Origin of the sequence: Phormidium tenue FACHB-1052, from assembly GCF_014696675.1 — a bacterium.
GTDB classification, from domain to species: domain Bacteria; phylum Cyanobacteriota; class Cyanobacteriia; order Phormidesmidales; family Phormidesmidaceae; genus Nodosilinea; species Nodosilinea tenuis_A.
Window position 1 is genome coordinate 710,175 of the sequence record NZ_JACJQN010000001.1, and the last position, 13,160, is coordinate 723,334.

Below are 13,160 nucleotides of genomic sequence, written 5' to 3' on the forward strand. Positions count from 1 at the left end.
TTCAAAATTCAAAACTTACCCACCCAGCCGATAGCCTTTGCCGTAGACGGTGTGAATTATTGGCGCGGTACCCTTCGGCTCTATTTTGCGGCGTAGCAGGCGCATTTGGGCGGCGACGACGTTGCTGCTGGGGGCATCCTGGTCATCCCAAACACTTTGGTAAATCTGCTCGTGGGTGAGCACCTGATTGGCGTGGCGCAGCAGGTAGGCTAGCAGGCGGGTTTCTTTTTCGGAGAGTTCGGCGGGTTGGCCCTGGCGGTGGGCGAGCTGATTGGCTTCGTCGAGGGTGAGATCGCCGTAGGCGAGGCGGGGTGGGGTGGATGCTTCGAGGTTGGGCGATCGCCGCAGCAGCGCCCGCACCCGCGCCAGCAGTTCTCGCAGCTCAAAGGGTTTGACCAAGTAGTCATCGGCTCCGGCGTCGAGGCCATCGACGCGATCGTTAAGGGTGTCTTTGGCGGTGAGGAATAGGACGGGGGTGGAGTCTTGGCGCGATCGCACCTGCCGACAGATCTCTAACCCGCTTAACCCCGGCAGCATCCAGTCAAGAATTAGCAGGTCGTAACCGCCTTGGCCAGCCAGGTCACAGCCCGCTTCCCCGTCAGTCGCCACATCTACCTCATAACCCTCCCGGTTGAGCAAGCGACTCAGCGGGTCGGCGAGTTCGACTTCGTCATCGACAAGCAGAATTTTCATAGGGACAAGCGGCGGGTGAGGGGGTAGTGAGTAAAGCGTCTTTTAACGCCAAAATTCCTCGGCTAGTAGGGCTGGTAGCTCTTTGCTAAAGGGATATGCGGTAGGAAATTCGGTAGTAGGATAGGCGGCGATCGCCTCCGCCAAAGCATCCTGATACACTTCGTCTAACACGCCCTGAAAGTAGGTTTTGAGGCTTGGGGATTGCTTGAGCAACCGCTTGAGGGCGTTGCGCTGCTCCAAAATGGTGAGCTGCCAACCGCGATAGTCGTTGGGTAAATTCACATAGCAGCGCTTGAGCAAGTGAACGAGCAAAACACTCAGACGGCTTTCTAGCTCTCGCTTGGCCGATTTACCCAAGTCTTCAATCTCCTCTATCAGCCCGTCCCAGTCGAGCTGTTCAGTATCTCTATTCTTCAAACAGGCAGCAGTAGCTTCCACCCAGCGGACAAAATCCTCGTCATAGAGCTGCCGCAAAGGTGTTTGGAGAGGAGTCTTGGGCATGGCACCAAGGCCTAAAAGAACTATTCATCAGTTTAAGCCACGCCAGTGATGGGCAAGTCATCACAGACAGGCGCGAATCGCTTGCTCCAAAATGGCCAAGCCTTCGTCTAGCTCTTCGTAGGTGACGGTCAACGGCGGGGCGATGCGCCACACCGCGCCCATGCCGGGGAGGGCGGTGATGTTCATGCTCAACCCTAGTTCCAGGCAGCGTCGGGTAATGGCGGCACCTTTTTCTGGGTCGGGTTCACGGGTGGTGCGATCTTTAACCAGCTCTACCCCCAGCAGCAGCCCTCGACCGCGCACATCGCCGATCGCCTCGTAGCGATCCTTCAGCTTGAGCAATCCATCCTTCAAGTAGGCTCCCATGGTTGCCGCGCGCTCCGTTAGGTTTTGGCTGGTCAACACTCGCAGCACCGCCAGCCCTACCTCTGCGGGCATTGGGTCAGACACGTGAGAGGTGTAGAAGATAAAGCCTTTTTCGTAGCAGTCGGCCTCGATCGCCTCACTGGTAACGGTCGCGGCCAGGGGCAGACCGCCCCCCAAGGTTTTTGACAGGGTGAGAATATCGGGCACCACGCCCAGTTGCTCGAAGGCGAAAAAGCTACCCAGGCGGCCAAAGGCGGTTTGGGCCTCATCTAAAATCAGCACCATGCCCCGTTCCCGGCAGTAGCCCTGCAACCGCTGAAAATAGCCATCAGGGGGTACGATTACCCCGCCAGAGCTGAGCACCGGTTCGGCAATTACGGCGGCATAGGCCCCCACCGACTGGCTATCGACTAGGTCAAAGCCCACCGCCAGGCAGGTCATGTCGCACTGGTCTTGGCAGTGGCGAATGGGGCAGCGGTAGCAGTTGGGGGTGGGCAGCGCCAAGTTGCCTGGAATGGTGGGGCCATAGCCCTTGCGGGCCGACACAAAGGTGCTCGCCCCAGCCCCGGCGGTCATGCCGTGCCAGGAGGTGCTTAACCCCACCACCTCAAAGCCGCCCGTGTGCAGTTTGGCCATCCGCAGGGCGGCTTCGTTAGCCTCGCTGCCGGTGTTGAGAAATAGAGCTTTTTGCAGGGTGGGCGGCAAGAGCTGGCAGAGGGCGTCGGCCAGTTCTACCACCGCTGGCGACAACATGCCGCTAAACAGGTGCAGCACGTCTTCGCAGGCTTTGTGGATGGCCTGCACTACATCGGGATGGTTGTGGCCCAGGGTGGCGCACATTTGCCCAGAGGTAAAGTCGAGAATCTTGCGACCCTGGCGATCGTACAGGTGGCTGCCCCGCGCCCGCTCGATCAGCCGGGGGGTAAAATCGCCGCCGTAGCGCACCAGGTGATGCTCAACGATGTCCCACATTTCCTCATCCGAGGAGACATTTGCCGCAGGAACTAAATCTGCACTCGCGGGGAAAGGTGCGCTGACGTCATGGGTAGAGTCGGGCATGGCATATAGCGGGGAAGGGCATGTCTCCTTAGATTAGCGGGAATTTCAGGTTGCTTTAGCAACATCCCGCTAGTTAGCCCAACCCTTAGCCCGCTCGACCGCTTTCATCCACAGGGCAAAGTTTTCCTGGGCTTCGGCCTGACCAGTGCCGGGTTCAAAGATGCGATCGATCGCACGCCCCTCCACCAAAGTGCGGTAGTCATCCCAAAAGCCGACGGCTAGACCCGCTGCAAAGGCGGCTCCCTGAGCGGTGACATCGAGCATCTGGGGCCGCTCGACGGGAATGCCCAGCACGTCGGCCTGGAACTGCATGAGAAAGTCGTTGTTGCAGGCCCCGCCATCGACCTTGAGCTGACGAATGGGAGTACCGGCATCCTGGTTGACAGCGTCGACGACTTCTTTGACTTCGTAGGCGATCGCCTCTAGCACCGCCCGCACCATGTGCTCTCGCTGGGCACCGCGCGTCAGCCCCAGAAAGGCACCCCTGGCGCTCATATCCCAATGGGGGGCACCAAGGCCGCTGAGGGCGGGCACAAAGTAGACGCCGCCGTTGTCGCGGGCATTGCGGGCCAGAATTTCGGTCTCCGCCGCGCTGGAGATAATTTGCAGGCCATCGCGCAGCCACTGAATGCAGGCCCCAGCGGTAAACATGCTGCCCTCGATCGCATAGCCAAGATGGGGCCGCAGCGGATCGAGCGTGGCCTCAGACCAGGCCACCGTAGAAAGTAGATGATTTTGCGATCGCGCCACCTCATCCCCCGTGTGCGACACCAGAAACGCCCCGGTGCCGTAGGTGCATTTGAGCAGACCGGGGCGATCGCAGCCGTGGCCATAGAGCGCCGCCTGCTGGTCGCCAAAGATCGCCGCAATCGGAATTTCGGCCCCGAAAACAGACGCATCGGTATGGCCAAATACTCCCACGCTGGGCTGAATCGTGGGCATGATGTGGGGCGGAATGCCAAATAGCTTCAGCAGAGTGTCATCCCACTGGCCGCTGGCCAGGTTGAGCAGCATGGTGCGGCTGGCGTTGCTGTGGTCGGTGGCGTGCACCTGCCGCCCGGTGAGGTTCCACAGCACCCAGCTATCGATCGTGCCTGCGAGCACCTGGTCAAAGTCAACCGGCGGATCCACCTCTTTCTTGGCTTGCTCTAGCAGCCAGGCCAGCTTAGTGGCAGAGAAGTAGGCGTCAAGGATTAGGCCAGTGCGATCGTAGATTTCTTCGGCTTTACCCGCTTCTCTGAGCTGGTTGCACAATGGCGCGGTACGGCGATCTTGCCAGACGATCGCATTGGCGAGGGGGCGACCCGTGCGACTGTCCCACAGCAGACAGGTTTCACGCTGCACCGTGAGGCCGATAACGGCAATATCGGTCGGCTTGAGGCTGGCTTTGGCGATCGCTGACCCCATAGCCCAGGCGATCGCTTCCCAAATCTCACGGGCGTCGTGCTCAACCCAGCCGGGCTGCGGGTAATACTGGGTCAGCTCGCGGTAGGCCTGACCGGCGATCGCCCCTTCCCGGTCAAAGATGATCGCTCGGTTGCCGGTGGTGCCCAAATCTAGGGCCATGATGTAGTTAGCAGTCATCTAGAACTCTCGTTGCTGGCTTCCAGCATGCTATTCAACCCAGGCCTTCGGCCTTAACCACTCGAAAGTACGGTATCCCCCTCCCCCGCTGAGTGGGCAATTGTGAAACAATTTTGATCAATCGACAGGATACTACCCCCCTGCTGTTGTGCGTCGAATTTGCGTTATGAGGCATGCTCCCTTGAAACAAGGACTCTGGATACCCCTAAGACGGCTGCTGGCGGCGATCGCAGCGGCGGTGATGATGTTGAGTGGCGCGATCGCCGCCCCAGCCGAAGCGCAGTCGGCAGCCACAGCGGCGATCGGCAACGAAAGCTTTGTAGCGGCTGCTGTGCGCCAGGTTGGCCCAGCGGTGGTGCGCATTGACACCGAAAAAACGATCACTCGCCAGACCCGCGATCCGCTCTACGAAGATCCCTTCTTGCGCGATTTCTTTGGCGGTATGCCGCGCCAGCGCCAGGAGGAACTGCTGCGGGGTCAAGGGTCAGGGTTCATCATCGACGACACCGGCAACATCTTGACCAACGCCCACGTGATCAACGGCGCTGACCGGGTGGTGGTCACCCTCAAGGATGGCCGCAGCTTTGACGCCGTGGTGGAAGGGGTAGACGAAGTCACCGATCTGGCCGTGGTCAAAATTGATGATGGCGAAGACGACGTGCTGCCCATCGCTACCCTGGGCGACTCTGACCAGATCGAAGTGGGTGACTGGGCGATCGCCGTCGGCAACCCCCTTGGCCTCGACAATACCGTGACTCTGGGCATTGTCAGCACCCTCAAGCGCACCAGCAGCTCCGTGGGCATCCCTGGCAAGCGGCTGGAGTTTATTCAGACCGATGCCGCTATCAACCCCGGCAACTCGGGGGGGCCGCTGGTCAACCAGCGGGGCGAAGTGATCGGCATCAACACCGCCATTCGCGCTGATGCCATGGGCATTGGCTTTGCGATTCCTATCAACAAAGCCAAAGAGGTTAAAGACAGACTGGCTCGGGGCGAAACGGTGGCCCACCCCTACATCGGTGTGCAAATCGCCAACCTTACCCCTGAGCAGGCCAAGCGCAGCAACGAAGACATCAACTCGGGCATGTATCTGCCCGAAGTGGATGGCGTACTCATCATTCGAGTGCTGGAAGGCACCCCCGCTGCCGATGCGGGTCTGCGCCGAGGCGATGTGATTTTGCAGGTCAACGGCACCCCCATTCGCAGCGCCGATGGGTTGCAAATCAAGGTCGAAAACACCAAGATTGGCGATGCTTTAGAGCTTGAGATCCAGCGGGGCGATCGCCCCTTGACGGTGCAGGTCAAAACTGCCGAACTTCGTGAGCAGGCCGAATAACTCAGGCGCTCGGCTAAAGAGCTGACCAAATTTCAAAATTGCAGTTGTCAACATTCTTTATTCAGGAGACTTTCCATGCATTCCACCGAAGACACCGGCACCCGAAAAATTCTATCTGCGGTTAGCCACGGCTCAATTTTCTTCAATACTCTAGTAGTATCTGTGGGCGTTCCTATCGCCATTCTGCTAATTTCTGACGACTTAGTCGTTAAAGAAAATGCTAAGGAAGCCATAAACTTCCACCTAAACATATGGTTTTGGAAGGTGGTTGCAGGAATTTTGGCTTGGGTGCTGATCGGCATTCCGCTCTTGTTGGTTGTGTTTCTTGTGGACTTGATTATGCCTATCTTTGGCATCTTCCACAGCCTCACTAACCCCAACACAGCATTTCGCTATCCTCTCATTCTGCGACTGTTCTAGGGAGACCCTTGGTAGGGACGTTGCTTGCGATGACCCCTACCAAGCGTTATCCACCTACCTGCTCTACCCAATCCAGCGCTCGGTTCCATGCCCACCAGGGGTCGCTGTCCCCAGCTTGGCGTTGACCGGCGCTGCTGTTGTAGTAGCCCACGTGGCCGCCGAACTCGGTTAGCACCAAGTCAATCTTGGGGTTGGCTGCGCAAACATTATTTAAGTCGGGGATGATTTCGGGGCTGAATAGAGGGTCATCGGCGGCATAGAGAATCAGAGTGGGAATCGTCAGTTCGGCCATAAACGGGAGCGGACTGCTGGCGTTGTAGTAGTCTTCGACTGAAGCAAACCCCAGGCGAGGAATCACCAACTCGTGGTCAAAGCCCCAGATGCTGTTGGCGCGATCGATCGCAGCTAGGTCAAAGTGGTCGGGATGGGCCTGGTAGAGACGCTGGGCTAGGCGCTTGAGTTCGGCGGCGATCGATCGCTCTAAAAATTTGCCCAGCGGGTCAGCGCTCAGGTAGCGCAGCGATCGATTTGAGTCGAGGCTGGGGCAGACCACCACGACTCCGGCAATGTCTCCCGGCACTAAACCGCTGTCGGCGGGCAGTTGCATGGCCGCTTTAGCCCCCCACAGCGCCAGTTGCCCGCTGAGGGAATAGCCCATGAACCAGAAGGGCGGTGCACAGCCCAGCGCCTTGGCCTGGGCGGCTAGGGCTACATAGTCATCCCCTTCGTAGATGCCATCGGAGGTGAGGGTGGGCGAGAGGTCGGCAGTTTTGCCGTGGGCGCGCCAGTCAAACACCACCAGGCCATAGCCCCGATGGTGGGCTTTGCGGCCCAAAATATCGAGCTGCCACTGATCGTCGAGGCTGCCGGTAATGCCGTAAGTGGCGATAATGGTGCCCTTCGAGCGGTTGGGCGTTGTCCAGCGACCAAAGATCGGCACCTCCCCCTGGCCTGTGAAAATATGGTCTTGGTAGGAGACGGGCGATAGGTCAATGCTTTGGGGCCAGGTTTGGCTCGACACCAGGGCGGTATAGAGGGTCATGGCCAGGCCATTCTGCAAAAACCAAGGGGGCACATAGGGGGGCATAGGGACGGGCTGATACTGCCTTCAGCATTCCAGAGAACCCGTTGTAGCACCATCCCCCCGCTGGAGAAAAACGTACTATGGCGGTGGCGATATAGCTGAGGAACGGGTGATGGCAACCCCTAAGGTCAAGGGCGATCGGGTGCGGGTCGGTATGGTCGGCACGGGCTTTGTAGCGCGGCTGCGGGCCGAGGCGCTGCGGGGAAGCGATCGCGCCTCCTTGGTCGCCGTAGCTGGCCACAACACCGCCGACACCCAAGCCTTTGCCTCGCAGTACAACGCTGTCTCTGTGGATGACTGGAAAGCCCTAGTCGATCGCTCTGACCTAGATCTAATCATGGTCTGCCATATCAACCGCGACCACAGCACTGTCACCGCCGCTGCCCTAGAGGCCAACCACCACGTGGTGGTGGAGTATCCCCTAGCGCTGAGGGCCGACAAAGCTCAGCCCCTGCTCACCCTGGCTCAGGAGAAGCAGCGCCTGCTGCATGTCGAGCATATCGAGCTGCTGGGGGGCACTCATTTGGCAGCAAAAGCTAATTTGGGGGCGATCGGTCAGCCCTTCTACACCCGCTACTGCACCCTGGCCTCTCGCCGCCCTGCTCCTGCCGCCTGGACTTACTGCCCTGAGCTGTTTGGCTTTCCGTTAGTGGGGGCACTGTCGCGCCTGCACCGGCTGATCGACTGCTTTGGCCCGGTGGCGCGGGTCTACTGCCAAAACCACTACGGCAGCCTCACCCCCGGCCCTGAGGGGATGACCTGCTACACCACCTGCCTCTGCACCGCCCAGCTCACCTTTATTTCGGGGCTAATCGCTGAGGTTACCTACGGCAAGGGCGAGGCTCTTTGGCAGGCGACGCGGCGGCTAGAGGTGCTCGGCAGCGACGGCTCACTTTGTCTGGACGGCGATCAGGGTACTCTGACTGACGCCCAAGGCACGCGTGCTGTAGAGGTCGGCTCCCGCCGGGGATTGTTTGCGGCTGACACGGCCCAGGTGATCGAGCACCTACTCACCGGGCAGGCGCTGTACTGCACACCCGAAGCCAGTTTATATACCTTACAGGTGGCGACTGCTGCCCAGCGATCGGCGGCGACGGAGGGCGTGATCGAGGTTGCCGCGCCTATGCCACCGTATAGCCCGCCTTCTGAATTGCCTCGGTAAGCGCCTCGGCGGTCACGCTGGCGGTAATGTCTACTGCCTTAGACGCGAGGTCGGTTTTGACCTCAGCGCTGGGGTCAACAGCCTGCACGGCTTGGGTAATGGTGCTGACGCAGGCGCCGCAGGCCATATCGGGCACGGTCACAGAAAGGGTGGTCATAGGAATTGGTCTAGGAAATTAGAGGACTCAATCACTGTAGGCCATGGGCATTGGCACGGGGCGACGTTCGGCTTTTGGTCTGCTAGGGCGATCGCCGTTCCCACCCCCGTGCGATCGCCTCTGCGGGCTGTTTGGCCCTAACCAAATCGGGTTCACGAGCAAGGCTGTCGCGCTGTTATTCTCCCCACTCGGTTGACAGCAGCGCTAAGGTTGATCAGATGATTTGGTAGCGTTGATGACGGCGGGGCATAAACCCCCTTGGAATCATAGGTCAGCAAACGGGAGCGATAACTACTATGACCGCATGTGAGTACAGGCCCGGTTTAGAGGGTGTACCGGCCACCCAGTCGAGCATTAGCTATGTGGATGGCCAGGCGGGAATCTTGGAGTATCGCGGCATTCCCATTGAAGAGTTGGCCCAGCGGGGCACCTTTCTCGAAACGGCTTACCTGTTGATTTGGGGCGGGCTGCCCTCCAAGCCAGAGCTGGAAGCGTTTGAGTACGAAATTCGCTACCACCGCCGCCTCAAGTACCGCATCCGCGACATGATGAAGTGCTTCCCCGAGAGCGGCCACCCGATGGATGCCCTGCAAGCCTGCGCGGCGGCCTTAGGCCTGTTTTACTCGCGCCGGGCGTTGGATAATCCGGTCTACATTCAGCAAGCGGTAGTTCGGCTGCTGGCCAAAATTCCTACCATGGTGGCGGCGTTTCAGCTAATGCGTAAGGGCAACGACCCGGTGCAGCCCCGCGACGACCTCAACTACTCCGCCAACTTTCTCTACATGCTCAACGAGCGCGAGCCCGACCCCCTGGCGGCGCGGATCTTTGATATCTGCCTCACCCTCCACGCTGAGCACACCATCAACGCCTCCACCTTTTCGGCCATGGTGACGGCCTCGACCTTGACTGATCCCTACGCAGTAGTGGCCTCGGCGGTGGGCACCCTGGCGGGGCCGCTCCACGGCGGAGCCAACGAGGAGGTGATCGACATGCTCGAGGAGATTGGCTCAGTCGGAAATGTGCGCCCCTACGTGGAGCGCTGCATTGCCGAAAAGTCTAAGATCATGGGCTTTGGCCACCGGGTCTACAAGGTCAAAGATCCCCGCGCCACGATTTTGCAAGGGCTGGCCGAGCAGCTATTTGCCAAGTTTGGCCAAGACGAGTACTACGCGATCGCCCTAGAGATGGAGCTGGCCGTCTCCGAAAAGCTCGGCGCTAAGGGCATTTACCCCAACGTTGACTTCTACTCGGGGCTGGTTTACCGCAAGCTGGGCATTCCGACCGATCTGTTTACGCCGATCTTTGCGATCGCCCGCGTGGCTGGCTGGCTGGCCCACTGGAAAGAGCAGCTCGGTGAAAACCGCATCTTCCGCCCCACCCAGATCTACACTGGCCCCCACAGTCAGGCCTATGTTGACCTGGCCAACCGCCCCCACATCTGGGATAAACAGGGTTTTTCGGTGTCGCTACCCTCCTAATTGACCACTGATGGGTCAGACCCCCCTGGGCACTCTTCTCCCCTGAGCAGATTATTGATCTAGTGACGATTTTCAGGAACTCCTGCCCCTCTGGCGCTTGCGCTGGGGGGCTTTTGTTTGGGGATGTCACAGACGGGTTTCCAGGTGCGAGGGATACAGTGAACTGCCTTCCACCTCGCACCGTACAGCTTGAACCCCTCACAGGCCACCCCAACCGGCTTTTCAATCCCTTCCCGCCAAAACTTCCTATGAATCCCATCTGCCCGGCTCGGTGGATGGGGGAAGATGGCGGTAGAATCTAAAGTGTTTTCTCTTTGCCAGAGTTAACTGTACCGTTGCGAAGGACCAGCCCATGAACCAAGGAATTGACCTACGGGGTAGCTTCGTTGATGCCCTCGTCGACCTGGGGGTGCCCACTGGGGCTGCTAAAGCTCTGTGGCTGCCGCTGCCGATGGTGGTCATTTTAGTGGGGGCCACGGTCAGTATTTTTGTGACGGTATGGCTAGAGCGCAAGATTTCTGCCGCCGCTCAGCAGCGAATTGGGCCTGAGTTCGCCGGGCCGCTGGGCACCCTGCAGGCCGCTGCCGACGGCATCAAACTGATCTTTAAAGAAGACATCACCCCCGCCAAGGCCGACCCAATTTTGTTTACGCTGGGGCCTGCGATCGTGGTGATCCCAGTGTTTTTGTCGTACCTAATTGTGCCCTTTGGCCAAAATCTGGTGATCACCGACATCGGTGTCGGCATCTTTCTGTGGATTGCCCTCTCCAGCATTGCCCCGATCGGCCTGCTAATGTCGGGCTACTCCTCCAACAACAAGTACTCCCTACTGGGGGGCTTGCGGGCAGCGGCCCAGTCGATCAGCTACGAAATTCCCATGGCGCTGGCGGTGCTGGCGGTGGTGCTGATGTCCAACAGCCTGAGCACCATTGACATTGTCAATCAGCAGTCGGGCTACGGCATTTTAGGGTGGAATATCTGGCGGCAGCCCGCTGGCTTCTTAATTTTTTGGATTGCCGCCCTGGCGGAGTGCGAGCGTCTGCCCTTTGACCTGCCAGAGGCGGAGGAAGAGCTGGTAGCGGGCTATCAAACCGAATACACGGGTATGAAGTTTGGCCTCTTCTACGTCGGCTCCTACGTCAACCTGGTGTTGTCGGCGCTGATCGTCTCGATTTTGTACCTGGGCGGTTGGGAATCTCCCATCTCGGTGAGCTGGTTAGCTAGTCTGGTCGGGGTCAGCGAGACTACGCCCTGGCTTCAGGTCATCACCGCTTCGCTGGGCATCGTAATGACCCTATTCAAGGCCTACGCCCTAGTGTTCATTGCAGTGCTGCTGCGATGGACCGTGCCCCGCGTTCGCATTGACCAGCTGCTTGACTTTGGCTGGAAGTTTCTACTGCCGGTGGCGCTGGTCAATCTGTTGTTGACCGCCGCTCTTAAGCTGGCGTTTCCGGCTGCCTTTGGTGGCTAGCTGAGAAGGCTTGCCTTACCCTTTAGATAAGTGGCTGCTGGTGGCTAACCCCTGCTGAACGCTCAACCTCATCGACAATCTGTACCACTGCGGAGGTCTTCCCCATGCTGGGTTTTCTCAAACAAGTCGGCGATTATGCCAAAGAGAGCTTACAGGCGGCCAAGTATATCGGCCAGGGGCTCTCTGTAACCTTTGACCACATGAGCCGCCGCCCGGTAACAGTGCAATACCCCTACGAGAAACTGATCCCCTCAGAGCGGTTTCGGGGGCGCATTCACTTTGAGTTTGACAAGTGCATCGCCTGCGAGGTGTGCGTGCGGGTGTGCCCCATCAACCTGCCCGTGGTCGATTGGGAATTTGATAAGGCGACCAAGAAAAAAGACCTGAAGCATTACAGCATTGACTTTGGGGTCTGCATTTTCTGCGGCAACTGCGTGGAGTATTGCCCCACTAACTGTTTGTCGATGACCGAAGAGTATGAGCTGGCTGTCTATGAGCGCCACGAGCTGAACTACGACAACGTAGCCCTGGGTCGTTTGCCCTACAAGGTCACCCAAGACTCGATGGTTACCCCTCTGCGAGAGCTGGCCTATCTGCCTCAGGGCGTGATGGATCCTCACGATCTGCCGATCAATGCTCGGCGGGCGGGCCAAATGCCTCAAGAAATTTTGGAGGCGGCTCAAAAAGAAGTCAAAACGGCTGAAGGCGAAGCTAAGGCCAGCGAAGCCAAGCCCAAGGAGTAATACACCCGTTAGGGTTCCGTGGTACATTCGCCTAAGCTAAGACCACGGCTGCGATCGCTCAATGTTTATCAGGAGTCAAGACTGTGACGCTAGCGGAAGGGGTACAACTCGTTGCCTTTGGCATACTGGTGGCGATGACGCTGGGGGGTGCCCTGGGTGTCGTGCTGTTAGACAACATTGTCTACTCGGCGTTTTTGCTGGGGGGCGTGTTTACCAGCATGTCGGGCCTTTACATCTTGCTCAATGCGGGGTTTGTAGCCGCCGCTCAGGTACTGGTGTACGTGGGTGCTGTCAGCGTGCTGATTTTGTTTGGGATCATGCTGGTAAACAAAGAACAGCAGTTCGCCCCCATCAAGCAGGCCTGGGTGGGCAAGATCGCCACAGCCGGAGTTTGTGTTGGTCTGTTTGCGCTGCTGACAACCTCAACCCTAAACACGCCTTGGGCTATTTCTACCGAAGTGCCCCAGGGTGAGAATGCCACTGTCGCCATTGGTATTCACTTCTTTACCGACTATCTGCTGCCCTTTGAGCTGGCTTCGGTGCTGCTGCTGATTGCGCTGATTGGGGCGATCGTGCTGGCCCGCCGCGAGCTGATTCCTGACGTGGCTCCTGGGGAGGCTGCCTCCGAGGCATTGCAGCTGCCAGAGCGGCCTCGCGAACTGGTGTCGTCGATGGCAAGCCCAGAGTCTGACTAGACCTCTATTTGGCGGCCTTGGCAGGATGAGGAACTGCCGCTTGAGGCTCAAAACTGTTGTTCGGGATTAGAACGGATTCTTCTTCAGCCATGCAACTAGAGTATTTTCTGCTTACTGCCGCTGCCCTGTTCTGTATCGGCATCTATGGCTTGGTTAACAGCCGCAACGTGATTCGCGTGCTGATGTCCATTGAGCTGATGCTAAATGCCGTCAACCTAAACCTGCTAGCGTTTTCAAACTACCTTGACCCGGTGGGAATCAACGGTCAGGTGTTTGCAGTGTTTGTGATTAGTATTGCAGCCGCAGAGGCGGCGGTGGGCTTAGCCATTGTGCTGTCGATCTATCGCAACCGTGACACCGTCGATATGGAGCAGTTCAACCTGCTCAAGTGGTAGGACTACCGAAGCGTAA

At 58.5% G+C, this 13,160-nt stretch carries 14 protein-coding genes; 8 read left to right on the plus strand and 6 right to left on the minus strand.

Translation table 11 applies throughout. From position 1 onward, the window contains the following. Window positions 1-15: 15 nt before the first annotated feature. From rppA to glpK, 4 genes are all read right to left on the minus strand, one after another. Window positions 16-693, minus strand: coding sequence for a two-component system response regulator RppA (gene rppA / locus H6G07_RS03275; RefSeq protein ID WP_073606450.1), 678 nt, complete (start codon window positions 691-693; stop codon window positions 16-18). 42 nt (window positions 694-735) lie between these two features. Next, window positions 736-1,194, minus strand: a complete 459-nt coding sequence (locus H6G07_RS03280; protein WP_073606449.1) for a DUF29 domain-containing protein — start codon at window positions 1,192-1,194, stop codon at window positions 736-738. Window positions 1,195-1,254: 60 nt separating this feature from the next. Next, window positions 1,255-2,619 carry an aspartate aminotransferase family protein gene (locus H6G07_RS03285; protein ID WP_084172812.1) on the minus strand — a complete coding sequence of 455 codons (1,365 nt, stop codon included), beginning with the start codon at window positions 2,617-2,619 and terminating at the stop codon, window positions 1,255-1,257. A gap of 69 nt (window positions 2,620-2,688) precedes the next feature. Next, complete coding sequence (gene glpK / locus H6G07_RS03290; protein WP_073606447.1) at window positions 2,689-4,203, minus strand: glycerol kinase GlpK; 1,515 nt, start codon at window positions 4,201-4,203, stop codon at window positions 2,689-2,691. A gap of 181 nt (window positions 4,204-4,384) precedes the next feature. Here glpK and H6G07_RS03295 point away from each other — a divergent pair, with 181 nt between their 5' ends. Further along, entirely contained in the window at window positions 4,385-5,539 is a 1,155-nt protein-coding gene (locus H6G07_RS03295) for an HhoA/HhoB/HtrA family serine endopeptidase (protein WP_338420670.1), read from the plus strand. Window positions 5,540-5,614: 75 nt separating this feature from the next. Continuing rightward, on the plus strand, window positions 5,615-5,959 hold the full coding sequence (locus H6G07_RS03300; protein WP_073606445.1) for a DUF4870 domain-containing protein: 345 nt from the start codon (window positions 5,615-5,617) through the stop codon (window positions 5,957-5,959). A 46-nt stretch (window positions 5,960-6,005) separates the two neighbouring features. Here H6G07_RS03300 and H6G07_RS03305 read toward each other — a convergent pair whose 3' ends face one another. Then, complete coding sequence (locus H6G07_RS03305) at window positions 6,006-7,046, minus strand: YheT family hydrolase (RefSeq protein ID WP_073606444.1); 1,041 nt, start codon at window positions 7,044-7,046, stop codon at window positions 6,006-6,008. A 109-nt stretch (window positions 7,047-7,155) separates the two neighbouring features. On the opposite strand from H6G07_RS03305, the gene H6G07_RS03310 reads away from it, so the two are divergent. Continuing rightward, complete coding sequence (locus H6G07_RS03310; protein WP_073606443.1) at window positions 7,156-8,205, plus strand: Gfo/Idh/MocA family protein; 1,050 nt, start codon at window positions 7,156-7,158, stop codon at window positions 8,203-8,205. Here the strand turns inward: H6G07_RS03310 and H6G07_RS03315 are convergent. Continuing rightward, a complete protein-coding gene (locus H6G07_RS03315; RefSeq protein WP_073606442.1) occupies window positions 8,165-8,362 on the minus strand; it encodes a heavy-metal-associated domain-containing protein in 198 nt (65 codons plus the stop codon). The genes H6G07_RS03310 and H6G07_RS03315 overlap by 41 nt on opposite strands. A gap of 296 nt (window positions 8,363-8,658) precedes the next feature. On the opposite strand from H6G07_RS03315, the gene H6G07_RS03320 reads away from it, so the two are divergent. The 5 genes from H6G07_RS03320 to nuoK all read left to right on the plus strand — a co-directional run bounded on the left by H6G07_RS03320 (window position 8,659) and on the right by nuoK (window position 13,144). Beyond that, complete coding sequence (locus tag H6G07_RS03320) at window positions 8,659-9,840, plus strand: citrate synthase (protein ID WP_073606441.1); 1,182 nt, start codon at window positions 8,659-8,661, stop codon at window positions 9,838-9,840. Window positions 9,841-10,192: 352 nt separating this feature from the next. Further along, window positions 10,193-11,311 carry an NADH-quinone oxidoreductase subunit NuoH gene (nuoH, locus tag H6G07_RS03325; protein WP_073606440.1) on the plus strand — a complete coding sequence of 373 codons (1,119 nt, stop codon included), beginning with the start codon at window positions 10,193-10,195 and terminating at the stop codon, window positions 11,309-11,311. 107 nt (window positions 11,312-11,418) lie between these two features. Next, window positions 11,419-12,054 carry an NAD(P)H-quinone oxidoreductase subunit I gene (gene ndhI, locus H6G07_RS03330; protein WP_199311889.1) on the plus strand — a complete coding sequence of 212 codons (636 nt, stop codon included), beginning with the start codon at window positions 11,419-11,421 and terminating at the stop codon, window positions 12,052-12,054. Window positions 12,055-12,137: 83 nt separating this feature from the next. Beyond that, on the plus strand, window positions 12,138-12,749 hold the full coding sequence (locus H6G07_RS03335) for an NADH-quinone oxidoreductase subunit J (protein ID WP_073606438.1): 612 nt from the start codon (window positions 12,138-12,140) through the stop codon (window positions 12,747-12,749). Between the two features lie 89 nt (window positions 12,750-12,838). Next, a complete protein-coding gene (nuoK, locus tag H6G07_RS03340) occupies window positions 12,839-13,144 on the plus strand; it encodes an NADH-quinone oxidoreductase subunit NuoK (protein WP_073606437.1) in 306 nt (101 codons plus the stop codon). Window positions 13,145-13,160 lie beyond the last annotated feature (16 nt).